Below are 23900 nucleotides of genomic sequence, written 5' to 3'. Positions count from 1 at the left end.
CCCCGCGGGCCGGGCCGAACGACCATTGCCGGCAGAGGAGGCCGGCAAGGACACCCAAGGGAGGGTTACCAATGTCCAATCCAATGCTCGCCTCGGCGGCCGAACTGCCGCAGGACGCGCCGCAAGGCGCCGAGGTCTCGCCCGACGTGGTGAAGAAGGTGCTGGGCGCCAGCTTCGTCGGCAATTTCGTCGAATGGTTCGACTATGCCTCATACGGCTATTTCGCCACTGTCATCGCCCATGCCTTCTTCCCCGAGATCGCGCCGACCAGCGCATTGCTGGCGACCTTCGCCGTCTTTGCCATCTCCTTCATCATCCGCCCGCTCGGCGGCATCATCTGGGGCGCGATCGGCGACCGGGTCGGCCGGCGCACCGCGCTGTCCTGGTCGATCCTGATCATGTCGGGCGCCACCACCGTCATCGCCCTGCTGCCGTCCTATCACCAGATCGGCATGCTGGCGCCGGTGCTGCTGCTGGTGGTGCGGATGGTGCAGGGCTTTTCGGCGGCGGGCGAATATGCCGGCGCCACCTCGTTCATCGCCGAATATTCGCCGACCCATCGCCGCGGGCTCTATACCAGCATCGTGCCGGCCTCGACCGCCGCGGGGCTGCTGGCCGGCTCGCTGATGTCGGCGGGGCTGTTCGCGCTGCTCACCGAGGCGCAGATGCAAAGCTATGGCTGGCGCATTCCCTTCCTGCTGGCGCTGCCGCTGGGCTTCATCGGCCTCTATATCCGGCTGCGGCTGGAGGACACGCCGAAATTCCGCGAGCTGGAAAAGACCCATCACGTCGAGGCCACGCCGGTGCGCGAGCTGTTTCGCAACCATCGCCGGCAGATCGCCATCGCCTTCGGCGTCACCTGCCTCAACGCCGTGGGCTTCTACCTGATCCTCAGCTACATGCCCACCTATCTCTCGACCGAGATGGGCATGGGCAAGGCCCAGGCCTTCCTGGCCACCAGCATTTCGCTGGCCGGCTATATCTTCCTGATCTTCCTGATGGGCATGCTGTCGGACCGGCTGGGGCGCAAGACGGCGCTGATCACCGCCTCGGTGCTGTTCATCGGCCTGACCGTGCCGCTGTTCAGCATGCTCGACGGCGCCAGCTTCGCCACCATCGTGCTGATCCAGATCGCCTTCGGGGCGCTTCTGACCGTCAACGACGGCACCCTGCCCTGCTTCCTGTCCGAGATCTTCCCGACCCGGGTGCGCTATTCCGGCTTCGCCTTCAGCTTCAACGCCGCGAACGCGCTGTTCGGCGGCACCGCGCCCTTCGTCGCGACCTGGCTGATCAGCGCCACGGGCAGCAAGCTGGCCCCGGCCTGGTATCTGGTCGGCGCCGCCGGGCTGGCGCTGGTCGCCATGCTGATGGCGCGCGAGACCGCCGGCAAGCCGCTGGAGGACTGACCGCCCCGCCCAAAGGGCCGGCCGCAGGCATGTCGCCCGCGGCCGGCCCTTACGTGTCCACCGCCGGCAGGAATGCCCCGTTCAGTGCCAGGACATGGTCATGCACGCGCTGCGCCGCCGGCGACAGCGCCATGTCCTCGCGCCGCAGCAGGAACCAGCTGCGCTGAATCGGCAGCCCGACCGCCTTCAGCGCCACCAGCCGGCCCGAGCGCAGCTCTTCGGTGACGGTATGCTGCGAGATCAGCGCGATCCCCAGCCCGGCGATCACCGCCTGCTTGATGGTCTCGTTCGTGCCCATCTCGACCATGCGCCAGGGCGTGCCGTCGCCGATCCGGTCCAGGAAGCGCGTCATCAGGATGCGCGTGCCCGAGCCCGGCTCGCGCGCCAGATAGGTCTCGGCCAGCAGATCCTGCGGCAGGGCGGGATCGGCGGCGGCCAGAGGATGATCGGGCGGCGCCACGATGATATGCGGATGCGGACCGACAAGCTCGGCCAGCACCGCCGGGCTGCGCGGCGGCCGACCCATGATCGCCAGATCCAGCGCGCGCGAGCCCAGCCACTGGATCACCGTGTCGCGATTGCCGATGCGCAGCGTCACCTCGACCTCGGGAAGCGCCCGGCGCAGGTCGGCGACCAGCCGCGGCGCGAAATATTTCCCGGTCGAGACCACCCCCAGCGAGACGTTGCCGGTATGGCCGCTTTGCAGCGCCGCCACCCGGCGCGCGCAGGTCTCCAGCGCCACGGCGATCTGCGCCTCGGCCTCCAGCACCGCGCGCCCCTCTTCGGTGGCCAGAAAGGCGCCGTGCTCGCCCCGGATCACCATGGGGGCGCCCGTCAGGTCCTCCAGCGCGCGCAGCTGGCTGTGGACTGCCGGCGGGCTCAGCCCAAGGCTGCCCGCCGCGCCGGTCAGCGAGCCGCTGTCGATCACCGCGCGCAGCGCACGCAGCTGGCGAAGGGTGACGGCATCGAGGCGGGCCATTCAAAAATTCCGAAAATCATTTTTGTATTATTAAATGTTCCTTAAAACGAGGACATGTCAACAAGAAGGCGGGACGCGTGCGAGGAGAAGCGCCGATGACCGCCAAGACCATCCAGACCGACCGGATTCCCCAGGAGCTGCGCCCCGCGCTGCAGGCCATCGCCGCCGCCGGCGCGCGGCTTGCGCAGATCATTCGCCGGGGCGGCGATCTGGCCGCACCGGTCGGCACCAATGCGGACGGCGACGGCCAGAAGGCGCTGGACGTGATCGCCGACGACCTGTTCCGGCAGGCGCTGACCGGAACCGGGGTGCGCTGGCTCGCCTCGGAGGAACAGCAAGAGGCGGTCGCGCTGGACCCCGAGGGCCGGCTGGCGGTGGCCATCGACCCGCTGGACGGCTCGTCGAACATCGACACCAATGTCTCGATCGGCACCATCTTCTCGATCTACCCGGCCGAGGCCACGGCCGAGGCCAGTTTCCTGCGCCCGGCCCGCCAGCAGATCGCCGCCGGCTACATTATCTATGGGCCGCGCTGCGCGATGATGGTCAGTTTCGGCGACGGCGTGCAGCATTATGCGCTGGACCCCGACAGCGGCGGCTTCCGGCTGGTCGCGGCCCGGCAGGACCTGCCGGAATGCGCCTTCGAATTCGCCATCAACGCCTCGAACTACCGGCACTGGCCGAAGCCGATCCGGGCCTATATCGACGATTGCCTGGCCGGCTGCGACGGCCCGCGCGAGCGGAATTTCAACATGCGCTGGATCGCCTCTCTGGTGGCCGAGACCCATCGCATCCTGATCCGGGGCGGGGTGTTCCTGTATCCCTCCGACACCCGCAAGGGCTATGAGCGGGGCCGGCTGCGCATGCTCTACGAATGCGCGCCCATCGCCTTTCTGATCGAACAGGCCGGGGGCGGGGCCACCGACGGCTGCACCGCGATCCTCGACCAGGGCGCCGGGACGCTGCACCAGCGCACGCCCTTCGTCTTCGGCTCGGCCGAGAAGGTCGCGCGCATCGCCGCCTATCACGAACTGCCCGAAACCGAGATCTCGGCGCTGTTCGGCAATCGCGGCCTGTTCCGGGCCTGATCTGGAAAACCGGGGGACACCATGAGCAAGAAGCACCCGATCATCTCTGTCACCGGCTCGTCGGGCGCCGGCACCACCACGATCAAGAACACCTTCGACCAGATCTTCCGCCGCGAGAGGATCACCGCCGTCAGCATCGAGGGCGACGCCTTCCACCGCTACGACCGCGCCGCGATGAAGGCCGAGCTGGCGCGGCGGACCGAGGCGGGCGACCATACCTTCAGCCATTTCAGCCTGGAGGCCAACGAGCTGGAGCGGCTGGAACAGGTCTTTCGCCACTATGGCGAGACCGGCACCGGCCAGACCCGGCATTACGTCCATGACGAGCGCGAGGCCGAACGCTTTGGCGTCCCCCCCGGCAATTTCACCGCATGGGAGGATTTCGCCCCGGATTCGGACCTGCTGTTCTACGAGGGGCTGCATGGCGCGGTCAGGACCGACGGCATCGACATCGCCGGGCAGGCCGACCTGAAGATCGGCGTGGTGCCGGTCATCAACCTGGAATGGATCCAGAAGATCCACCGCGACAAGGCCAGCCGGGGCTATTCGACCGAGGCCGTGACCGATGTGATCCTGCGCCGCATGCATGCCTATGCGCATGTGATCTGCCCGCAATTCACCCAGACCGACATCAACTTCCAGCGCGTGCCGGTGGTCGATACCTCGAACCCTTTCATCGCCCGCTGGATCCCGACGCCGGACGAAAGCCTGGTCGTCATCCGCTTCAGGAACCCGCGCGGCATCGATTTTCCCTATCTGACCTCGATGATCCAGGGCTCGTGGATGAGCCGCGCCAATTCCATCGTCATTCCGGGGCCGAAGATGGACCTCGCCATGCAGCTGATCCTGACGCCGATGATCCTGCGTCTGGTCGGCGACTCGAAACGCGCCTGAGGGAGGAACGAAGCCAATGAACCAGATGCAGCGCATCGACACCGGACAAGAGGCCGCCATGGCCAATGCCATCCGCGCGCTGGCGATGGATGCGGTCGAGGCGGCGAAATCCGGCCATCCCGGCGCGCCCATGGGCATGGCGGACGTGGCCACGGTGCTGTTCAACCGCTTCATCAGCATCGACCCGGCGGATGCCGCCTGGCCCGACCGCGACCGTTTCGTGATGTCGGCCGGGCATGGCTCGATGCTGGTCTATGCGATCAACCACATGCTGGGCTATGACGACATGGACATGGACCAGCTGCGGAATTTCCGCCAGCTGGGCGCGCGCACCGCCGGCCATCCCGAATACGGCCATGCCAAGGGCATCGAGACCACCACCGGCCCGCTGGGCCAGGGGCTCGCCACCGCCGTCGGCATGGCGCTGGCCGAGCGGATGATGAACGCCCGCTTCGGCGACGACCTTGTGGACCACCGGACCTATGTCATCTGCGGCGACGGCTGCCTGATGGAGGGCATCAGCCACGAGGCCATCGACTTTGCCGGCCACCAGCGGCTGGGCCGGCTGATCGTGCTGTGGGACGATAACGGCATCACCATCGACGGCGGCACCGGGCTTTCGACCTCGACCGACCAGCCGGCGCGCTTTGCCGCCGCGGGCTGGCATGTGCAGGCGGTGGACGGCCATGACCGCGAGGCGGTGGCCACCGCCATCGAGGCCGCGCGGGCCGACGAGCGCCCCTCGCTCATCGCCTGCAGGACGGTGATCGGCTACGGCGCGCCGAACAAGCAGGGCAGCCACGACGTGCATGGCGCGCCGCTGGGCGCCGACGAGATCGCGGCGGCCCGCGCGCATCTGGACTGGCCGCACGAACCCTTCGAAATCCCGCAGGACATCCTGGACTCCTGGCGCTCTGTCTCCGCGCGAGGGGCAGCGGCGCGGTCGGCCTGGCAGGAACGGCTTGATCTATCCCCTCTCAAGCCCGCTTTCTCTGCCATGCTGGCCGCGCCCGATGCTGCGGCGCTGCGCAGCGCCATCCGCGACCATAGCGCGAAACTGGCCGCCGACCGGCCGAAGGTCGCGACCCGCAAGGCGTCGGAAATGGCGCTGGAGGTCGTGAACGCCACCCTGCCGAACACGGTGGGCGGCTCGGCCGACCTGACCGGCTCGAACAACACCCGCAGCAAGGGCATGGTCGCGGTTACGCCCTCCGAGCGGCTGGGCCGCTATATCCATTACGGCATTCGCGAACACGGCATGGCCGCGATCATGAACGGCATCGCCCTTCATGGCGGGCTCATCCCCTATGGCGGCACCTTCATGGCCTTTTCCGACTATTCCCGGCCCGCGATCCGGCTGGGGGCGCTGATGGGGGTGCCGGTGGTCCATGTGATGACCCATGACAGCATCGGGCTGGGCGAGGACGGCCCGACCCACCAGCCGGTCGAGCATGTCGCGGCGCTGCGGGCGATCCCGAACCTGATGGTGTTCCGCCCCGCCGACGCGGTCGAGACCGCAGAGGCATGGGAGATCGCGCTGACAGCGCCTGCCACGCCCTCGGTCCTCTGCCTCTCGCGCCAGAACCTGCCCGCCGTGCGGCTGGAACCCGACGACGAGAACCTGACCCGGCAGGGCGCCTATGTCCTGCGCGAGACCGAGGGCGCGCGCGACGTGACGCTGATCGCCACCGGCTCGGAGGTCGAGATCGCGCTGGACGCGGCGGACCTGCTGGCCGCGCAGGGCGTGCGGGCCGCCGTCGTCTCCGCCCCCTGCTTCGAGCTGTTCGCCGAACGCCCGCAGGCCGAGCGCGAGGCTGTGCTGGGCCGCGCCCCGCGCATCGGCATCGAGGCGCTGGTCCGCCAGGGCTGGGACGGGCTGATCCTGCGGCCCGGCGACGGGTTCATCGGCATGGCGGGCTTTGGCGCCTCGGCCCCTGCCCCGGCGCTCTACCGGCATTTCGGCATCACCGCCGAACGTGCCGCCGATCTTGCCAACCAGCTTATCCAGGGAGGAAAGTGATGGCCCTCATCACGCTGCGACAGCTTCTGGACCACGCCGCCGAGCATGGCTACGGCGTGCCCGCCTTCAACATCAACAACATGGAACAGGGCCTGGCCATCATGAAGGCCGCGGCCGAGGTCGATGCGCCGGTGATCCTGCAGGCCAGCCGCGGCGCCCGCTCCTATGCCGGCGACATCATGCTGCGGCGCATGGTCGAGGCGCTGGCCGAGATGAACCCGGCCATCCCGATCTGCCTGCACCAGGATCATGGCAACAATCTCGCGACCTGCATGTCGGCGATCCGCCACGGCTTTACCAGCGTGATGATGGACGGCTCGCTGCATGAGGACATGAAGACGCCCGCCGATTACGACTATAACGTCGCGGTGACGGCCAAGGTCTCCGAGGCCGCCCATGCCGTCGGCGCCTCGGTCGAGGGCGAGCTGGGCGTGCTGGGCTCGCTGGAAACCGGCGAGGCAGCGGCCGAGGACGGCTCGGGCGCCGAAGGCAAGCTCGATCACAGCCAGCTTCTGACCGACCCGGACCAGGCGGTGGATTTCGTCGCCCGCACCCGCTGCGACGCGCTGGCCATCGCCTGCGGCACCAGCCACGGCGCCTACAAGTTCAGCCGCAAGCCCGATGGCGACATCCTGGCCATGCATGTGATCGAGGCGATCCATGAACGGCTGCCCGGCACGCATCTGGTCATGCACGGCTCCAGCTCGGTGCCGCAATACCTGCAGGATCTGATCAACAGGGCGGGCGGCGAGATGCCCCAGACCTACGGCGTCCCGGTCGAGGAGATCGAACGCGGCATCCGCCACGGCGTGCGCAAGGTCAACATCGACACCGATTGCCGCATGGCGATGACCGGGCATTTCCGCAAGGTCGCCCGCGAGCGCCCCGAGGAATTCGACCCGCGGAAATTCCTGATCCCGGCGATGCAGGAACTGACCGCGCTCTGCCGCGACCGTTTCGAGCGTTTCGGCACCGCCGGCCATGCCGGCACGATCAAGGTCGTCCCGATGGACGAGATGGCCAAACGCTATGCGTCGGGGGCTCTGGACCCGGCAATCACCGGCGCGAAAGCCGCCTGAGAGGAGGAAGCCCGATGAACGAATTGAGCAAGTCCGAGATCACCGACAAGAAGAAGCGCTATGCCGCCGGGGTGCTGAAATACGCCCAGATGGGCTATTGGGACGGCGACTACCAGCCCAAGGACACCGATGTGCTGGCCTTGTTCCGCATCACCCCGCAGGATGGCGTGGACCCGATCGAGGCGGCGGCGGCGGTGGCCGGCGAAAGCTCGACCGCGACCTGGACCGTGGTCTGGACCGACCGGCTGACCGCCTGCGACCAGTATCGCGCCAAGGCCTATAAGGTCGAGCCGGTGCCGGGCCAGCCGGGGCAGTATTTCTGCTATGTCGCCTATGACCTGATCCTGTTCGAGGAAGGCTCCATCGCCAATGTTACCGCCTCGATCATCGGCAACGTCTTCAGCTTCAAGCCGCTGCTGGCCGCCCGGCTGGAGGACATGCGCTTCCCGGTCGCCTACATGAAGACCTTTGCCGGCCCGCCCACCGGCATCGTGGTCGAGCGCGAGCGGCTGGACAAGTTCGGCCGCCCCCTGCTGGGCGCCACCACCAAGCCCAAGCTGGGACTGTCGGGCAAGAACTACGGCCGCGTGGTCTATGAGGGGCTGAAGGGCGGGCTCGACTTCATGAAGGACGACGAGAACATCAACTCGCAGCCCTTCATGCATTGGCGCGACCGCTTCCTTTACTGCATGGAAGCGGTGAACAAGGCCACGGCCGCCACCGGCGAGGTCAAGGGCCATTACCTCAACATCACCGCCGGCACCATGGAGGAGATGTATCGCCGCGCCGAACTGGCCAAGGAACTCGGCTCGGTCATCGTCATGGTGGACCTGATCGTCGGCTGGACGGCGATCCAGTCGATCAGCAACTGGTGCCGGCAGAACGACATGATCCTGCACATGCACCGCGCCGGGCACGGCACCTATACCCGGCAGAAGAACCACGGCATCAGCTTCCGCGTCATCGCCAAATGGCTGCGCATGGCGGGCGTCGACCACCTGCATTGCGGCACCGCCGTCGGCAAGCTGGAAGGCGATCCGCTGACCGTGCAGGGCTATTACAACGTCTGCCGCGAGATGGTGAACGAAGTGGACCTGCCGCGCGGCATCTTCTTCGAGCAGGACTGGGGCAACCTGAAGAAGGTGATGCCCGTCGCCTCGGGCGGCATCCATGCCGGGCAGATGCACCAGCTGCTGGACCTGTTCGGCGACGACGTGGTGCTGCAATTCGGCGGCGGCACCATCGGCCACCCGATGGGCATCCAGGCCGGCGCGACCGCGAACCGCGTGGCGCTGGAAGCCATGGTCCTGGCCCGCAACGAGGGCGTCGATATCGCAACCGAGGGCCCCGAGGTCCTGCGCCGCGCCGCCAAGTGGTGCAAGCCGCTGGAGGCGGCGCTGGATACCTGGGGCAACATCACCTTCAACTATACCTCGACCGACACCTCGGATTTCGTTCCGACCGCGTCCGTCAGCTAAGGGAGAGAGAAAATGCGTATCACTCAGGGCTGCTTTTCCTTCCTGCCGGATCTGGACGACAATCAGATCCGCGACCAGGTGGACTATATCCTGTCGAGGGACTGGGCGGTCGGGATCGAGTTCACCGACGAGCCGCATCCCCGCAATACCTATTGGGAGATGTGGGGCAATCCCATGTTCGACCTTCGGGACGCCAAGGGCGTGATGATGGAACTGGACGAGTGCCGCAAGGCGCATGGCGACAGCTATATCCGCATCAACGCCTTCGACAGCACCCGGGGATGGGAGACGGTGACGATGTCCTTCATCGTCAACCGGCCGAAATCGGAGCCGAGCTTCAGGACCTGGCGGATGGAGGCCGACGGCCGGCATATCCGCTATACGCATGAGCTGGTCGGCTGAGGGCGCTGCCGGGCCGGGGGCTGCCTGCCCCCGGACCCCCGGGGGTATTTGGAAAACGGAGAAAGCCTTATGGATGGCGATATGGGCGAGAAGACCGCCACGGTCGATCTGAAGGCCGAGTATGAATCCTCGGGCGTGCGCGAGATCCTGGACGAGCTGGACCGCGAGCTGATCGGGCTGGCGCCGGTCAAGCAGAGGATCCGCGAGACGGCGGCGCTGCTGCTGGTGGACCGGGCGCGGCGCGAGTTGGGACTGGCCCATGAGACGCCCACGCTGCACATGAGCTTTACCGGCAATCCCGGCACCGGCAAGACCACGGTGGCGCTGAAGATGGCCGGGCTGCTGCACCGGCTGGGCTATGTGCGCAAGGGCCATCTGGTCAGCGTCACCCGCGACGACCTGGTCGGGCAATATATCGGCCATACCGCCCCCAAGACCAAGGAGGTGCTGAAGAAGGCCATGGGCGGCGTGCTGTTCATCGACGAGGCCTATTACCTCTACAAGCCCGACAACGAGCGCGACTATGGCCAGGAGGCGATCGAGATCCTGCTGCAGGTGATGGAGAACAACCGCGACGACCTGGTGGTGATCATGGCCGGCTATGCCAAGCGGATGGACCGCTTCTTCTCGGCCAATCCGGGTTTCCGGTCGCGCATCGCCCATCACATCGAGTTTCCCGATTATACGGACGAGGAACTCGGGCGGATCTCGGCCTCGATGCTGGAGGCGCAGGGCTACGGCTTCGACGAGGGCGGGCGGTTGGCCATGGAGGAATATATCCGCCTGCGCCGCGACCAGCCGCATTTCGCCAATGCCCGTTCGATCCGCAATGCGCTGGACCGGGCGCGGCTGCGGCAGGCCAACCGGCTGTTCTCCGGCGACGCGCCGGTCGATGCGCGGGCGCTCTCGACCATCACCGCGGCGGATATCCGCGCCAGCCGGGTGTTCTCGGGCGGGCTCGACCTCGACGGGGGGCGTGGCACCGGGACGGATTGACCGCGACAGCTTGCCGCCCCGCCCGCAGCCGGCAGGGACTTGAAAGGCCGGCGGGGGGCGTCATGTTGGAGGGGAGCGTTGCGGACGATGACGCTTCCTTTTTTGAGCAGGTTGAACAGTGAAACAGTTTGGTTATGGCGATTATGCGACCCGGTGCGATCCGGCGGGCGGGTTCTTTCGGGCGCGCGGGTGCGACGATGGCGGGCATGGCCGCGCCGGGGCTTGCCTTTGCAGCCGGGTATCGGGATGACCCGATCCGCCCTGCCCATGCCCTGCCCGCAATGCGGCCGGCACGTGCCGCGCGCCGCCGCCCGCCGCTGTCCGCTTTGCCATGCCCCTTTCGACCTGCCCTTCCCGGCCGAGGCCGACCGGCATCCGCATGATCCCGGCGGCCGCGACGGTTCCCGCACCGGCCTCGCCGGCGGCGGGCCCTGACCGCGGTTCAGGCGGGCTCGGGGCCGATCTCGGCCTGAAGGCGGCGGGCCAGGGTCGGGGCCGCCTCGCCCCAGCGCGCCTGCAGCGCCGGCGCGCCGCCCTGCTGCCAGCGCCGCCAGACTTCGGCCGCGGGAATGGCACCGAACCAGCCGATGCCGCCGGGCGAGCGCGGGGTGCGGAGCAGTTCGCGCCGCGCCAGCAGCCCGTTCTCGATGACGATGCCCGGCGCGATCCGCGGCGCGGCCGGCACCGCCAGCGGCCGGTCGTCGGGAAAGGCGTGCCGCGCCGACCAGAAGGGGGCTGCGCCGAAGCGGGTCTCGGCGCGCAGGAAGTCGCGGCCGACGCGCATCTGGTGCAGGCTCGTCTCGAAGGCGCGGCGGTTCAGGAAACGGCGGCAGAGCGCCTCCGATTCCGGTCTCGCGGCCAGGGTGCGGCGGACGGCGGCGACCGCGAGCGCGCTGGAGACCGCCCAGAACTGGCCATGCCCGGACAGCGGGTCCATGGCGGCGAAGGCGTCGCCGACACGCAGCAGCGACAGATCCGAGACCGGGGCCGGCAGGCGCGGCGCAGCCTCGCGGGCCAGCACCGCGCCGGCCGGAACGGCTTCGAGCCCGGGCTCGGCCTCGGCAATGGCGGCGCGCAGCCGCTCCTCGGGGCTGCCCGGGCCGGCGGCGTCCAGCAGCGCCTGCGCCCAGACCCGGCCGTCCGGCAGGGCCACGCGCCACAGCCAGCCCCCCGCGAAGGCAGCCAGCCGGATGCCGGACGCTGCCGCCTCGGCCGCGACCCAGCCGCTGAGCGCCACCGTGGCGGGCGCCCGCCCGCCCGCCGCCGGCGCCTTGCGGCCGCGCGCGTCGATCACCAGCGGCGCGCGCAGCTGCCGGCCGTCCGAAAGCACCGCCCCGCCCGCCTCGGGCCTGCCGCTGGCGACGACCGGAACCGCGCCGGCCGCCGCCGCCGCCCGGCGCAGATGCGCGTCGAGCGCGTGGCGCAGGACCACATGTTCGGCATTGCTGTCGCTGATCCCGGCCCAATCGACCTGCCGCCGCAGCGGGCCGTGGATCGCGGAAAAGCCGCGCAGCAGCCCCTGCCGGGCCAGCCAGCGATGCAGGCGCGGGCTTAACCCTTCCAGCCGGGGGGCCTGGCGGTCGGGATCGACCAGCAGCACGTCGAGCCCGTCGCGCGCCGCCAGCCAGGCCGAGACGGCGCCCGCAGGTCCGCCCCCCAGCACGATCAGATCGGCATGGCGCCTCATTCCCGCCTCCTGTGCTGCGATGCCGTGCAGTCTGCCTCCGGCCGGGAAGGCGATACCTGACATTTCCGGCCAGAATGGCCCGGCGCGACCATCTGCCGCGCCTTTGGCCGGGAATGACAAGAATGCCGCCCCGGCTGGCGCTTTTCTGGATGGCGAAGCAATCGGGCCCCGCCCGGCCAGCCAGAGGAAACCGCCAGATGAAGCCATTGACCCGAACCGCGCTGGTCTCTGCCGCAGCCCTTGCCGCCGCCAGCCCGGCCCTTGCGGCAACCGGAGAGGAGGTGCTGGAGAACGCCTGCGCCGCCTGCCATGTCAAGCACGAGGACGGTCGCTGGGAGCGCATCGACGCCGCCCGCAAGACGCCCGAGGGCTGGGACATGACCGTGACGCGGATGATGCGCAACCACGGGGTCGCCCTGCAGCCCGAGGAACGCGCGGCGGTGGTGCGCTACCTGTCCGACACCCGCGGCCTGACGCTTTCCGAGACCGAAGAGCGCCGCTACATCCTGGAACGCGAGCCGGTGGCCTGGGACGAGGGCCCCGACACGCTGATGACCCAGACCTGCGGCCGCTGCCATTCCTATGCCCGCGTCGCCTTGCAGCGCCGCACCCCCGAGGACTGGACGCATCTGGTCAACTTCCACCTCGGCCAGTTCCCGACGCTGGAATACCAGGCGCTGGCGCGGGATCGCGACTGGTGGGGCATCGCCCAGGCCGAGATCATCCCCTTCCTGGCCAAGACCTATCCGCTGGGCGAGGCGCCGGCCGCCTTTGCCGGCGATGCCTCGGGCGATTACGTGCTGGCCGGGCGGCAGCCGGGGCGCGGCGACTATACCGGCCGGCTGGCGCTGAAGAAGGCGGGCGAGGATTACGAGGTGACCATGACCCTCGACTTCGCCGATGGCAGCCGGAGCTTTGCTGGCACCGGCCGCATCCTCGGCGCCGGCGAATGGCGGGCGACGCTGAGCGACGGCGAGACCACCATCCGCCAGGTCATGGCCTTCGAGGACGGCCGCTTCTCGGGCCGCTGGTATCATGCCGACAGCGACGTGATCGGCGGAAGGCTGGCGGCGGTGAAGGCGGACGGCGCGCCGCAGGTGCTGGCGGTCGCCCCCGCGCGGCTGAAGATCGGCGAGGAAACGCGGGTCCGCGTCGCGGGCACCGGCCTGGGCGATGCGTTGACCCTGCCCGAAGGCGTTACCGGCAGCGTGGAGAGCGCCGGGGACGGCGTGACGGTGCTGAAGCTGACCGCCAGCGGCGCGCCCGGCCCGGTCAGCCTGGATCTGGGCGGGCAGAAGGTCGAACTGGTGGCCTATGACCGGCCCGACCGCATCAGCATCGTGCCGGACATGACCATCGCCCGCATCGGCGGCAATGGCGGCCCGATCCCCAAGGTGCCCGCGCAGTTCGAGGCGATGGGCTGGCTGAACGGCCCCGACGGCGAAGCCGGGACCGAGGACGACATCGCCCTGGGCGCCTTCCCGGCCAGCTGGGCCACCGACAATTTCGACGAGGAGGCGGAAAAGATGCAGGACGCGAAATATGCCGGCTCGATCGACGATACCGGCCTGTTCACGCCGGCCGATGCCGGGCCGAACCCGGAACGGCCGATGCAGACCAACAATGCCGGCAACCTGAAGGTGGTGGCCACCGTCGAGGCCGGAGGCGAGCCGCTGAGTGCCGAGGCGCATCTCTACGCCACGGTGCAGCGCTTCGTCGACGCGCCGATCCGGTGACGCCATGGGAGCCCTGACCCTCATCCGCCACAATGCCCACCGCGTCGATGTCGACGGCCATGCCATGCTGATGCATGTGCCGACGACCAGCCTGTTCGAGCTCGACGGCGTGGCGCGCGACGTCTACGACCTGTTCCGCCGCTCGCCCGCCGTCGATCCCGATGTGATGCGCGCCGAGCTGGGCGCGCATCACGCCCCCGACACCCTGGCCGACTGCCTGCAAAGCTTCCTGGCGCTCGACATCCTGCGCGATGCCGATGCGGCGGACACCCCGCGCCCCATCGCCAGGGTCGAGGAGATCCCGCTGTCCACGATCATCCTGAACGTGAACACCGGCTGCAACCTGGCCTGCACCTATTGCTACAAGGAAGACCTGACCACCCCCGCCAAGGGCCAGAAGATGGGCTTTCAGACGGCGCGCGCCAGTTTCGAGCTGCTGCTGAAGCAGGCCCATGCCCGCGACCGGGTGAACGTGGTGTTCTTCGGCGGCGAGCCGCTGTCGAACATGCCGCTGATCCGCGAGGTCGTCGCCTATGCCCTGCCGCGCGCGGCGGAACTCGGCAAGACGGTCGATTTCTCGCTGACCACCAATGCGACGCTCTTGACGCCGGAACTGGTGGACTGGTTCGACGCGCATCGCTTCGCGCTGACGGTCAGCATGGACGGGCCGAAGGCGCTGCATGACGCGAACCGCAAGACCGTGGGCGGCAAGGGCACCTATGACCTGGTGGCGCGCAATGTGCGGATGCTGCTTTCGCGCTATCGCTCGCGCCCGGTCGGCGTGCGGGTGACGCTGACGCGCGGCGTAACCGACGTCATCGGCATCCACGACCACCTGAAGAACGAGCTGGGCTTTCACGAGGTCGGCTTCGGCCCGGCGACCTCGGGGCCGATCGCGGTCTTCAACCTGGACCAGGAGGCGCTGAAGCGCGCCTTCGAGGACATGAAGACCCTGGGCCGGCGCTATGTCGAGGCCGCCTGCCGGGGCGAGAACATCGGCTTTTCCAACATGCACCAACTGCTGACCGACATCGCCCAGGGCACCAAGAAGGCGGTGCCCTGCGGCGCGGGCCTGGGGATGCTGGCCGTCGACAAGGAGGGCGAGCTGCACCTCTGCCACCGCTTCGTCGGTTCGAACCAGCCGACCTATGGCAATGTCGAAACCGGCATCGACATTCCCAAGCTCGCCGGCTTCATCGAGACCGCGCAGGACCGCAGCGCCTTTGGCTGCAAGACCTGCCGCATCCGCAGTATCTGCGCCGGCGGCTGCTATCACGAAAGCTATGCCCGGCAAGGCGATCCCTTCGCGCCGGTCTGGCATTACTGCGACCTGATGCGGGACTGGGTCGATTTCGGCATCGAATCCTATGTCCGCATCATGCAGGCCAACCCGTCCTTCTTCCGCAGCCAATTGGAACCCCGGATCACCCGGTCCGGCCCAGCAAGGGAGGTTCTCCAATGAAACATCTGATCCCCGCCAACGCCAAGGCGAAGGCCTTCGTTGAAGCCGAGGCCGAGGGCCGCGAGGAGGAGGTCGTGGCGATGAATTCGCTGGTCGGCTGCACCACCTCCTTCGACCCCGGCTGGGAGGTGGACGCCTTCGGCGCCGTCTCGAACCTGTGCCAGCCGATGGAGGCCGACCTGTATGGCTGCGCCGATCCCTGCTGGTGGCCGGCGCAGGTGGCCGACACGCTGAACACCTATCCGAACTGGAGCGCCGGCGCCGACGACGTCATGCAGGACTGGCGCAAGCTGCAATCGGTGTTCCCGGAAACGAAAGGCTCGTCCTGATGCGCAAATCCCTGATGCTTGCGGCCGCGCTGGCGCTGGCCGGCCCGGCCGCCGCGCATGACTACATCCTGGCCCCGGCGCGGCCCAACAAGCTGGTCGTGGTCGATACCCAGACAATGGCGGTCGAGACGGTGATCGAGATCGACGACGCCGGCCCCACGCCCATGGTGCCGATGGTCGCGCCGGACGGCAGGATCGCCTATGCCACGGTCAACAAGTCCGAAAGCCTGGTCAAGGTCGACCTCGTGACCGGCGAGACGCTGGGCCGCATCGACCTGTCCACCCCCGAGGAGCGGGTGAAAAGCCTGTTCGGCGCCGCGCTTTCCCCCGACGGCAAGACGCTGGCGATCTATGAAAGCCCGGTGAAGCTGGAGCTGACGCATTTCGAGGTCCAGCCCACCCGCATCGCGCTTTACGATGCCGAGACGCTGGAACGGCGCAAGGCCTTCGAGGCGCCGCGCCAGATCACCATGCTGGCCTGGGCCCGCGACGGCTCGAAGCTTTACGGGCTGGGCCGCGACCTGCATGTCATGGATCCCGAGACCGGCACGCTGATCGAGGACAAGCCGATCCAGAGCTGGGAGGCCGAGACCTATGCCCAGCCCGACGTGCTGGCGGTCTGGAACCAGCACGAAAGCTCGGGGGTGATGGCGACGCCCTTCTACACCGCGCGCAAGGACATCGACCCGGCAGATCCGGCAGCCTATCGCACCGGGTTGCTGACCATGGACCTGGAGACCGGCGAGATGGCGATGCGCGAAATCCGCATCATGGACGTGTTCTATTTCTCGACCGCGGTGAACCCGGCCAAGACCCGCGCCTTCGGCGCCTATAACGTGCTGGAAAGCTTCGATCTGGAAAAGAACGCCTCGATCAAGCGGGTGGCGCTGCCACACAGCTATTATTCCGTGAACGTCTCGACCGACGGCAGCACGGTCTGGCTGGGCGGCGCGCTTGGCGACCTTGCCGCCTATGATGCCGAGACGCTGGAGAAGAAGGGCCAGGTCGACCTGCCAGGCAACGCCTCGATGTCGCTGGCCTCGGTGCGGCTGTTCACGCGGGACGAATGACATGCTGCGGGTGGGGGTGATCGACAGCGGCCCCGGCCCCGAGGACCCGGCCGAGGATGCCCGCGCCTTCATGGCCGACGGCTCGGCCATCCCCGCCCGGCCCGACCGGCTGGGCCACGGCACCGCCGTCGCCGCGATCATCCGCCGCGCCTGTCCGGGCGCGGCGGTCATCCATGCGCAGGTCTTCGACGACCGGCCTGTCACCTGCGCGCTGCGCGTCGCCGCCGCGCTGCGCTGGTTCGCCGCCATGGGCGAGGCCCGGCCCGAGGTGATCTGCATGAGCCTGGGCCTGAGCGCCGACCGCGCGCCGCTGCGCCGGGCCTGCGAGGCGCTGGTGGCCGGCGGCGCGGTTCTGGTCGCGGCGCATCCGGCCCGCGGCGCGCCCTGCTTTCCCGCCGCCTATCCCGGCGTGATCGCCGCCACCGGCGATGCGCGCTGCGGGTGGGATGATCTGTCGCAGCTTGGCCCGGCGCTGTTCGGCGCCTGGTGCAATTCGCCCGAGCACAGCCCGCCCGGGATGGGCGGCGCCAGCCTTGGCGCGGCGCGGGTCGCCGGCCATCTGGCGGCGTTCATGGCGGGGACGGGGCGGCTCGACGGGCCGGCCGCCATCGCCGCGCTGGCAGCGCGCGCGATCCATCACGGCCCGGAACGGAAATGCGGCCATGGATAGGCTGGCCGCCCGCCTTGCCCGGCTGATCTTCGGCCCCGAGGCGGCGGGCTGGCTGGCGCCGGTGATGGCGCGCGCCCTGCCCTCGGGGCTGGTGGTGCTGGCGGCCTCGCTTGCCGCGGCGGCGCTGGGGCTGGCCATGCCGATGCTGACCCGGCAGGTGATCGATGCCGGCATCATGGCGCTGGACATGGGCGCGCTGATCTTCTGGGCCGGGCTGTCCTTTGCGCTCGGCCTGGGCGCGGTGGGCTTCGGGATGGTGAACTCGATGCTGCACCTGCGCGCCTCGGCGCGGATGCTGGCCGATCTGCGCGGTGGGCTGTTCGGCGCGGCGCTGGCACGCGATCCCGACCACCCCGACCTGCCGCTGGGCGAGGCGATGGCGCGGCTCGACGGGGACTGCGCCGAGATCCAGGGCTTCGCCTTCGACACCGCCCTGGTCGCGGTCGGCGCGCTGTTCCGGCTGGCCGGCGGGCTGGGGCTGATGATCGCGCTGGACTGGCGCATGGCGGTCCTGCCGCTCTTGGCCGCGCCGTTCGAGCTGTGGTTCCTGTCCCGCGCCCGCCCCCGGACCCGCGCCCTGGCCGAGAAGGTGCGCAGCCAGCGCGGCGCGCTTTCCGCGCAGATGGCCGAGACGCTGTCGGCTCGCGCCACCCTGCGCGGACTGGGCGCGCTGGACCACCGGGCGGCCAGATTCGGCGCCGCGCAGCAGGCGCAGATCGCCGGGCTGACCCGCCAGCGGCTCTGGTCCGAGACGGTGGGCGCGGTCAGCCAGACCATCACCGCCATCCTGCGCGGCACCATCCTGCTGGTCGGCGGCTGGCAGGTGGTCCGCGGCGAATGGCAGATCGGCACGCTGGTCGCCTTCCTTGCCTATGCCGGGATGATGTCGGGGCCGCTGCGCAACCTTCTGGGCCTCTACCATGCGCAGGCCCGGGCGCGGGTGGCTGCGGACCGGCTGGGCGCGGTGATCGCCTCGGCCCGTCCCGACGCGGGCGCCGAACCGCCGCCCGGCCCGCTGACCATCGCCCTGCGCGAGGCCCGGGCCGAGGGCGCCGCGCATCATTCGGTGACGGCCGTGATCCTGCCGGGCCAGCGCGTGCTGCTGGATGGGCCGTCGGGGATCGGCAAGTCGCGGCTGATGGCCGCGCTGACCCGCGACGCGCCGCTGGCCGAGGGAGCGGTGCGGCTTGCGGGCGCCGAGGTCGCGCATCTGCGCCCGCTGGCGCTCGCCGCGCGCATCACCCATCTGGCGCAGCGCCCGGCGATCCTGCGCGGCACGCTGGCCGAGAACCTGCGCCTGGCCGCGCCGGATGCGGGCGATGCCGCGCTGTGGCAGGCGCTGGAGGCCGCCGACCTGGCCGGATGGGCGCGGGCCGAGGCCGGGCTTGCCACGCCGGTCAGCGAAACCGGCACCAATCTGTCGGGCGGGCTGCGCCAGCGCATCGCCATCGCCCGCGCACTGCTGCGCCCGGCCGAGGTGCTGATCTTCGACGAAGCCTTCTCGGAAATCGACGATGCCGCCTGCCGGCGCATCCTCGCCGCCATCGAGACCCTGCGGGCCGACGCCACGCGCATCTTCATCGCCCATAGCGGCCCGACGCGCGAGGGGCGGTTCGATCAGCGGATCACGCTGACCTCCTCGGCGCCCATCTTCCTCAGCTCGCGCGGCGAAGCGCCATACCAGCGCGAGAAGGCGCGCGAAAAGGCGGTCTGATCGGAATAGCCCAGCAGCAGCGCGATCTCGCCGAACAGCCGGTCGCTGCGCACCAGTAGCGCGAAACCGTGGACGCGGCGGCATTCTTCGAGGATCTCGTGGAACGGCTGCCCCTCGGCGGCCAGCGCCCGGCGCAGCGAACGCTCGGACATGCCGAGCTGCGCGGCGATATGGGCCTGGTTGACCAGCCCGCGTTCCATCTGCGCCAGGATCAGCTGGTGCACCCGCTGCGCGACCGGAGTCTGCCGGCGCAGCTCGGTCAGCGCCTCGTCCAGCCGTTTCGACAGCGCCATGGCATCGCCTCCGGCCTCGGCGCGCAGCGTGTTGCCCAGCACGCGCGCGGAAAACACGATGCGGTTCTCGTCCTGGCCGAAGCGCGGCGTGCGGCCCAGGTGATGCGCCAGCACCCGCAGGTCGCGATCCGGCTGATGCTCGAAGCACAGGTCCTGTATCGCGCTGTTCGGCACCGCGTAGCGGTCGCAGATGCCGCGGATCAGCCCCAGCGTCAGCTCGGCATCCGCCCGGCGCGGCCAGATCCGCGGGTCGAGCACCCGGTAGCAGACATGCGCCTCGTCGCCGATCACCTCGAGCGAGACCCGGCTGTTCGATTGCAGCACCGGGAAGCCGCGGGCGAGGATGCGCAGCGCCTCGCCCAGCGTGCGGCGCGGGGCGACCGCGTCGCCCAGGATGCCGATGGCGGAAAGCTCCATCTCCTCGCCCGAGCGCCATGAGCGCAGGCCGTCGCTGCTGGCCGCGCGCTCCTGTTCGAGATGGTTGACGAAGGTCTGCAAGGGCATCGCCGGCACCGGGGCAGCGGCAGCCGGGGCGCCGTCCGCCTCGGACCCGATCAGCATGAATGCGATGGCTCCGCGAATCCATGACCCTTGCATGGCATTTCCCGTGGCTGCGCCGGGTGGCCGCTGTCTCGCGCCTTGCCCCGGCTATTTCCCTGTTGCGACAAAGTGTAGCATATCCGCCGGACGATCCCCAAGAATCGCCGCACCGCGCGGGCCTTGGGACGGGGCTTGCGAAAAACCGTTACAAATCCGCCGCTTTCCCGGATCATGCCGCAAAATCAGGCAGTTGCGGATTTGACATTTCCGGCCAGATTTCGGCCCGCGCCCCTCGGCCCCGGCGAATTGGCCGGATATGGCAAGAATCGGCCCGGCTTCTGCCCCAGACTTGCGCGACGCTTTTGGGGAGGGACGAAATGACGGAATACCGATTGCTGATCGACGGCCAGCTGGTCGCGGGCGACATGACCATGGAGGTCGTGAACCCGGCCAACGAACAGCTGCTGGCCGAAGCCCCCCGTGCCTCGGCGGCGCAGCTCGACGCGGCGGTGGCGGCGGCCAAGGCGGCCTTTCCCGCCTGGGCCGCCCGGCCGATCGAGGAACGGCGCGCGCTGATCCTGCAGATCGCCGACGGTCTGGAGGCACGGGCCGAGGAATTCGCCCGGCTGCTGACACAGGAACAGGGCAAGCCCCTGCCCGAGGCGCAGGCCGAGATCGCCTATACCTGCGCCTTCATCCGCCATCTGGCGAGCTATGACCTGCCGGTGAAGGTGATCGAGGACAGCGACAGCCGGCTGGTGCGGCAGTTCCGCAAGCCGCTGGGCGTGGTCGGGGCGATCATTCCCTGGAACTTCCCGGTGCTGATCGTGGCCTTCAAGCTGCCGCTGGCGCTGCTGGCCGGCAATACCATGGTGGTCAAGCCCGCGCCGACCACGCCGCTGACCACGCTGAAACTGGGCGAGATCATCGCCGGGATCCTGCCGCCGGGCGTGGTCAACATCGTCACCGACCAGAACGACCTGGGCGCGGCGCTGACCGCGCATCCGGATGTCGCCAAGATCTCGTTCACCGGCTCGACCGCGACCGGGCAGAAGATCATGGCCAGCGCGGCATCCACCATCAAGCGGCTGACGCTTGAGCTGGGCGGCAACGATGCGGCCATCGTGCTGCCGGGCGCCGATCCGGCCAAGGTCGCGCCGGGGCTTTTCGCCGGCGCCTTCATGAATGCCGGGCAGGTCTGCCTGGCGATCAAGCGCGCCTATGTGCACGATTCGATCTATGAGGAAGTCTGCGCCCGGCTGGCCGAGCTGGCCGAGGCCGCCGTGGTCGGCGACGGCTTGCAGCAGGGCACCACCATCGGCCCGCTGCAGAACCGCATGCAGTTCGAGAAGATCAAGGGCTTCCTCGATTCCGCCCGCGCCGACGGCCGCATCATCGCCGGCGGCGCGCTGACCGAGGGGCCCGGCTATTTCATCCGCCCGACCATCGTCGCCGACGTCAAGGACGGCGACCGCATCGTGGACGAGGAACAATTCGGCCCGATCCTGCCGGTGATCCGCTTCGAGGACGTGGAATCGGCGGTGGCCAGCGCCAACGGCATCGAGCTTGGCCTGGGCGGCTCGGTCTGGGGCGAGGATCGCGACCTGGCCCGCAGCGTCGCCGAGCGCATCGAAAGCGGCACGGTCTGGATCAACAAGCACCTGGATTTCGGCCCGAACATCCCCTTCGGCGGCGCCAAGCAATCCGGACTCGGCGTCGAGTTCGCCGAGGAGGGGCTAGCCGAGTTCACCCAGATCAGGATCGTGAACGAGGCGCGCTGACGGCAGGCGGGCGGGCCCGGCAGGGGCCGGCCGCGCCCCTGCCCTGCCGATCAGCCCGACAGATCCGGGCGGGATTGCCGCTGCGGCGCCGCGAAGGTCTTGCGGAACCAGCCCTGCAGCATCAGCTTGTCATGGACGAAGCGCCGCCCGTCGCCATGGCCGCGCGGGTTGGAAAGATAGTTCATGTCGGTCAGCCGCTCCTCGCCCGCGCGAACGACCGCACCACCCTGCAGCAGTCGATAGCGCAGATGGATGCGCGGCGGCGTGATGTCGCGCAGGAAGCGCACGTCGTGGAAACCGCTGCGCCAGGGCTCGAACTCGCCGGCAAGGTCGATGTCGAGCACCTCGACCTGCAGGCTTTGCCCGGCAGGCAGGTAGCGCGCGCCAAGCTCGGCGAACCAGCGGTCGAACTCGGCCAGCGCCGAGACGCGGCTGCGTTCGCGGCGAAACTCGCGGTCTCGGAAGGTTTCCGGCGCGACATAGGTTACGGTGACGCGCCCCTCGGCAAGCGCCGCCGGCCCCGCCATGGCGGCGGGCGCCGCAAGCCCCAGCGCAAGGGACAGGCAGAGGATTCTGAGCATGGCTTTGCCTTTCGCATTTCCAGCCCTGCGCAAGGATATGGGCAACCCGGCGGAAAAGTCAAAGCCGCGGCCTAGGCCCTGGCATCCTCCAGCATCATCCGCGCGGCCTTTTCCGCGATCATCATCACCGGGGCGTTGGTGTTGCCGCTGGTGATCGTCGGCATGACCGAGGCGTCGGCGATGCGCAGCCGGCCAAGCGCCCGCATCCGCAGCCGGGGGTCGACCACCGCACCGTCATCGGCGCCCATGCGGCAGGTGCCGACCGGGTGGAAGATGGTGGTGCCGACCGCGCCGGCCGCCTTGACCAGGTCCTCGTCGGTCTGGAAGGCGATGCCGGGGACGTATTCCTCGGGATTGAAGCGGTTGAAGGCCGGCTGCGCGGCGATCTTGCGCGCCAGGCGGATGGCGCGCACCGCCACCTCGCGGTCGGCCTCGGCCGAAAGGTAGTTCGGCCGGATCGCGGGATGGGCGCGGAAATCCGGCCCGGCGACATGGACCGAGCCGCGGCTTTCCGGCCGCAGGTTGCAGACCGAGGCGGTCATGGCCGAGAAGGGATGCACCGGGTCGCCGAACTTGTCCAGACTGACCGGCTGGACGTGGAATTCCAGATCCGGCGTCGCCTTGTCCGGCCCGGATCGGGTAAAGATGCCCAGCTGGCTTGGCGCCATCGACATCGGACCCGAGCGTTTCAGCAGGTATTCCAGCCCGATCGCCGCCTTGCCCAGCAGATGCGAGGCCTTCTCGTTCAGCGTCGGCACGCCGCGGACCTTGTAGACCAGCCGCAATTGCAGATGGTCCTGCAGGTTCTCGCCCAGGCCCGGCACCTCGATCTGCGGGGCGATGCCGGCGGCCTGAAGCACCTCGCCGCGCCCGACGCCGGAATGTTCCAGGATCTGCACCGACCCGATGGAGCCCGCCGCCAGCACCGTCTCGCGCGAAGCGCGGACCTCGCGGCGCTGGCCCTGATGGTGAAAGACGACGCCCGCGACCTCGCCCGCCTCGATCGCCAGCCGCTCGACCTCGGCGCCGGTCAGGATGCGCAGGTTCGGGCGGTTCCTGACCGGGCGCAGGAAGGCGCGGGCCGCGCTCCAGCGCCAGCCGCTGCGCTGGGTCACGTCGAAATAGCCGCCGCCCTCGTTGTCGCCGCGGTTGAAATCCTCGGTCCGCGGGATGCCGGCCTGTTCCGCCGCTTCCATGAAGGCGTCGAGCACCGCCCAGCGGACCCGCGCCGTCTCGACCCGCAGCTCGCCGCCGGCGCCGTGCATGGCGTCGGCGCCGCGATAATGGTCCTCCTGCGCCTTGAACAGCGGCAGCACGTCGTCCCAGCCCCAGCCGGTGCAGCCAAGCTGGCGCCAATGGTCGTAATCCGCCGCCTGCCCGCGCATGTAGATCATGCCGTTGATCGAGGAGCAGCCGCCCAGCACCCGGCCGCGCGGATAAAGCAGCGCCCGGCCGTTCAGCCCCGGCTCGGGCTGGGTGCTGTAGCCCCAGTCGGTGCGCGGATTGCCGATGCAATAGAGATAGCCGACCGGGATATGGATCCAGTGGTAATTGTCGCGCCCCCCGGCCTCCAGCAGCAGCACGCGGGTGCCGGGATCGGCACTGAGGCGGTTGGCCAGCACGCAGCCGGCGCTGCCCGCGCCGATCACGATATAATCGTAGCTTTCCATCGGATACTCCATGCAGGGCCCCCGC

21 protein-coding genes are annotated in these 23900 nt (G+C 69.2%); 16 read left to right on the top strand and 5 right to left on the bottom strand.

Annotated features, from left to right (window positions below; genetic code table 11):
* Positions 1-71 precede the first annotated feature (71 nt).
* Complete coding sequence (locus L632_RS0110930; RefSeq protein ID WP_028713748.1) at positions 72-1406, top strand: MFS transporter; 1335 nt, start codon at positions 72-74, stop codon at positions 1404-1406.
* A gap of 49 nt (positions 1407-1455) precedes the next feature.
* On the opposite strand, the gene cbbR is transcribed toward L632_RS0110930, so the two are convergent.
* The gene (gene cbbR, locus L632_RS0110925) at positions 1456-2385 is read right to left on the bottom strand and encodes a LysR family regulator CbbR (protein ID WP_028716799.1); all 930 of its coding nucleotides are present in this window, start codon (positions 2383-2385) and stop codon (positions 1456-1458) included.
* Between the two features lie 95 nt (positions 2386-2480).
* Between cbbR and L632_RS0110920 the strand changes: the two genes are divergently transcribed.
* The 8 genes from L632_RS0110920 to L632_RS24305 all read left to right on the top strand — a co-directional run bounded on the left by L632_RS0110920 (position 2481) and on the right by L632_RS24305 (position 10777).
* Complete coding sequence (locus tag L632_RS0110920; protein WP_036698003.1) at positions 2481-3473, top strand: class 1 fructose-bisphosphatase; 993 nt, start codon at positions 2481-2483, stop codon at positions 3471-3473.
* A 21-nt stretch (positions 3474-3494) separates the two neighbouring features.
* The gene (locus L632_RS0110915; RefSeq protein WP_028713745.1) at positions 3495-4367 is read left to right on the top strand and encodes a phosphoribulokinase; all 873 of its coding nucleotides are present in this window, start codon (positions 3495-3497) and stop codon (positions 4365-4367) included.
* A 16-nt stretch (positions 4368-4383) separates the two neighbouring features.
* Positions 4384-6387 carry a transketolase gene (tkt, locus tag L632_RS0110910; RefSeq protein WP_028716798.1) on the top strand — a complete coding sequence of 668 codons (2004 nt, stop codon included), beginning with the start codon at positions 4384-4386 and terminating at the stop codon, positions 6385-6387.
* Positions 6387-7466 carry a class II fructose-bisphosphate aldolase gene (gene fba, locus L632_RS0110905; protein ID WP_028713743.1) on the top strand — a complete coding sequence of 360 codons (1080 nt, stop codon included), beginning with the start codon at positions 6387-6389 and terminating at the stop codon, positions 7464-7466. Before tkt ends, fba begins: the two co-directional genes overlap by 1 nt.
* A 14-nt stretch (positions 7467-7480) precedes the next feature.
* Positions 7481-8944, top strand: coding sequence for a form I ribulose bisphosphate carboxylase large subunit (locus L632_RS0110900; protein WP_028713742.1), 1464 nt, complete (start codon positions 7481-7483; stop codon positions 8942-8944).
* 12 nt (positions 8945-8956) lie between these two features.
* Positions 8957-9346 (top strand): ribulose bisphosphate carboxylase small subunit, encoded by a 390-nt coding sequence (locus tag L632_RS0110895; RefSeq protein WP_028716797.1) that lies wholly within the window; start codon positions 8957-8959, stop codon positions 9344-9346.
* A 69-nt stretch (positions 9347-9415) separates the two neighbouring features.
* Positions 9416-10342 carry a CbbX protein gene (gene cbbX / locus L632_RS0110890; RefSeq protein ID WP_028713740.1) on the top strand — a complete coding sequence of 309 codons (927 nt, stop codon included), beginning with the start codon at positions 9416-9418 and terminating at the stop codon, positions 10340-10342.
* 246 nt (positions 10343-10588) lie between these two features.
* Entirely contained in the window at positions 10589-10777 is a 189-nt protein-coding gene (locus tag L632_RS24305; RefSeq protein ID WP_156929497.1) for a hypothetical protein, read from the top strand.
* A 7-nt stretch (positions 10778-10784) separates the two neighbouring features.
* Here L632_RS24305 and L632_RS0110880 read toward each other — a convergent pair whose 3' ends face one another.
* Entirely contained in the window at positions 10785-12029 is a 1245-nt protein-coding gene (locus L632_RS0110880; RefSeq protein WP_028713739.1) for an NAD(P)-binding protein, read from the bottom strand.
* Between the two features lie 197 nt (positions 12030-12226).
* Between L632_RS0110880 and peaA the strand changes: the two genes are divergently transcribed.
* Genes peaA through L632_RS0110850 form a run of 6 tightly spaced genes read left to right on the top strand, consistent with a single transcriptional unit; the run spans position 12227 to position 19010 of the window.
* On the top strand, positions 12227-13765 hold the full coding sequence (peaA, locus tag L632_RS0110875) for a quinohemoprotein amine dehydrogenase subunit alpha (RefSeq protein ID WP_028716796.1): 1539 nt from the start codon (positions 12227-12229) through the stop codon (positions 13763-13765).
* 4 nt (positions 13766-13769) lie between these two features.
* Complete coding sequence (gene peaB / locus L632_RS0110870) at positions 13770-15227, top strand: quinohemoprotein amine dehydrogenase maturation protein (protein ID WP_028713737.1); 1458 nt, start codon at positions 13770-13772, stop codon at positions 15225-15227.
* Positions 15224-15556 carry a quinohemoprotein amine dehydrogenase subunit gamma gene (gene qhpC / locus L632_RS0110865; protein WP_028713736.1) on the top strand — a complete coding sequence of 111 codons (333 nt, stop codon included), beginning with the start codon at positions 15224-15226 and terminating at the stop codon, positions 15554-15556. The genes peaB and qhpC overlap by 4 nt, the downstream gene beginning before the upstream one ends.
* On the top strand, positions 15556-16626 hold the full coding sequence (gene peaD / locus L632_RS0110860; protein ID WP_028713735.1) for a quinohemoprotein amine dehydrogenase subunit beta: 1071 nt from the start codon (positions 15556-15558) through the stop codon (positions 16624-16626). The genes qhpC and peaD overlap by 1 nt, the downstream gene beginning before the upstream one ends.
* 1 nt (position 16627) lies before the next feature.
* Complete coding sequence (locus tag L632_RS0110855; protein ID WP_028716795.1) at positions 16628-17296, top strand: S8/S53 family peptidase; 669 nt, start codon at positions 16628-16630, stop codon at positions 17294-17296.
* A complete protein-coding gene (locus L632_RS0110850; protein WP_028716794.1) occupies positions 17289-19010 on the top strand; it encodes an ABC transporter ATP-binding protein in 1722 nt (573 codons plus the stop codon). The genes L632_RS0110855 and L632_RS0110850 overlap by 8 nt, the downstream gene beginning before the upstream one ends.
* Here the strand turns inward: L632_RS0110850 and L632_RS0110845 are convergent.
* Positions 18914-19864, bottom strand: coding sequence for an AraC family transcriptional regulator (locus L632_RS0110845; RefSeq protein ID WP_028713732.1), 951 nt, complete (start codon positions 19862-19864; stop codon positions 18914-18916). The two genes, L632_RS0110850 and L632_RS0110845, sit on opposite strands and share 97 nt — an antisense overlap.
* A 356-nt stretch (positions 19865-20220) precedes the next feature.
* Here L632_RS0110845 and L632_RS0110840 point away from each other — a divergent pair, with 356 nt between their 5' ends.
* Positions 20221-21624, top strand: coding sequence for an aldehyde dehydrogenase family protein (locus tag L632_RS0110840; protein WP_028713731.1), 1404 nt, complete (start codon positions 20221-20223; stop codon positions 21622-21624).
* A 50-nt stretch (positions 21625-21674) separates the two neighbouring features.
* On the opposite strand, the gene L632_RS22515 is transcribed toward L632_RS0110840, so the two are convergent.
* Positions 21675-22205 carry a DUF3016 domain-containing protein gene (locus L632_RS22515; RefSeq protein WP_198019366.1) on the bottom strand — a complete coding sequence of 177 codons (531 nt, stop codon included), beginning with the start codon at positions 22203-22205 and terminating at the stop codon, positions 21675-21677.
* Between the two features lie 71 nt (positions 22206-22276).
* On the bottom strand, positions 22277-23875 hold the full coding sequence (locus L632_RS0110830) for a GMC family oxidoreductase (RefSeq protein ID WP_028716793.1): 1599 nt from the start codon (positions 23873-23875) through the stop codon (positions 22277-22279).
* Positions 23876-23900: the final 25 nt, after the last annotated feature.

The organism is Paracoccus sp. J39, assembly GCF_000518925.1.
Lineage (GTDB): Bacteria > Pseudomonadota > Alphaproteobacteria > Rhodobacterales > Rhodobacteraceae > Paracoccus.
Note: the sequence above shows the minus strand (reverse complement) of the source record. Positions and strands in the feature narration are given on the sequence as shown.

Coding starts and splice junctions, on each gene's coding strand:
- L632_RS0110855 (WP_028716795.1), top strand. CDS start 16,628: ATGCTGCGGGTGGGGGTGATCGACAGCGGCCCCGGCCCCGAGGACCCG.
- L632_RS0110850 (WP_028716794.1), top strand. CDS start 17,289: ATGGATAGGCTGGCCGCCCGCCTTGCCCGGCTGATCTTCGGCCCCGAG.
- cbbX (WP_028713740.1), top strand. CDS start 9,416: ATGGATGGCGATATGGGCGAGAAGACCGCCACGGTCGATCTGAAGGCC.
- L632_RS0110915 (WP_028713745.1), top strand. CDS start 3,495: ATGAGCAAGAAGCACCCGATCATCTCTGTCACCGGCTCGTCGGGCGCC.
- peaD (WP_028713735.1), top strand. CDS start 15,556: ATGCGCAAATCCCTGATGCTTGCGGCCGCGCTGGCGCTGGCCGGCCCG.
- L632_RS0110845 (WP_028713732.1), bottom strand. CDS start 19,864: ATGCTGATCGGGTCCGAGGCGGACGGCGCCCCGGCTGCCGCTGCCCCG.
- peaA (WP_028716796.1), top strand. CDS start 12,227: ATGAAGCCATTGACCCGAACCGCGCTGGTCTCTGCCGCAGCCCTTGCC.
- qhpC (WP_028713736.1), top strand. CDS start 15,224: ATGAAACATCTGATCCCCGCCAACGCCAAGGCGAAGGCCTTCGTTGAA.
- L632_RS0110830 (WP_028716793.1), bottom strand. CDS start 23,875: ATGGAAAGCTACGATTATATCGTGATCGGCGCGGGCAGCGCCGGCTGC.
- L632_RS0110930 (WP_028713748.1), top strand. CDS start 72: ATGTCCAATCCAATGCTCGCCTCGGCGGCCGAACTGCCGCAGGACGCG.
- L632_RS0110900 (WP_028713742.1), top strand. CDS start 7,481: ATGAACGAATTGAGCAAGTCCGAGATCACCGACAAGAAGAAGCGCTAT.
- fba (WP_028713743.1), top strand. CDS start 6,387: ATGGCCCTCATCACGCTGCGACAGCTTCTGGACCACGCCGCCGAGCAT.
- cbbR (WP_028716799.1), bottom strand. CDS start 2,385: ATGGCCCGCCTCGATGCCGTCACCCTTCGCCAGCTGCGTGCGCTGCGC.
- tkt (WP_028716798.1), top strand. CDS start 4,384: ATGAACCAGATGCAGCGCATCGACACCGGACAAGAGGCCGCCATGGCC.
- L632_RS0110920 (WP_036698003.1), top strand. CDS start 2,481: ATGACCGCCAAGACCATCCAGACCGACCGGATTCCCCAGGAGCTGCGC.
- L632_RS0110895 (WP_028716797.1), top strand. CDS start 8,957: ATGCGTATCACTCAGGGCTGCTTTTCCTTCCTGCCGGATCTGGACGAC.
- L632_RS24305 (WP_156929497.1), top strand. CDS start 10,589: ATGACCCGATCCGCCCTGCCCATGCCCTGCCCGCAATGCGGCCGGCAC.
- L632_RS0110880 (WP_028713739.1), bottom strand. CDS start 12,029: ATGAGGCGCCATGCCGATCTGATCGTGCTGGGGGGCGGACCTGCGGGC.
- L632_RS22515 (WP_198019366.1), bottom strand. CDS start 22,205: ATGCTCAGAATCCTCTGCCTGTCCCTTGCGCTGGGGCTTGCGGCGCCC.
- L632_RS0110840 (WP_028713731.1), top strand. CDS start 20,221: ATGACGGAATACCGATTGCTGATCGACGGCCAGCTGGTCGCGGGCGAC.
- peaB (WP_028713737.1), top strand. CDS start 13,770: ATGGGAGCCCTGACCCTCATCCGCCACAATGCCCACCGCGTCGATGTC.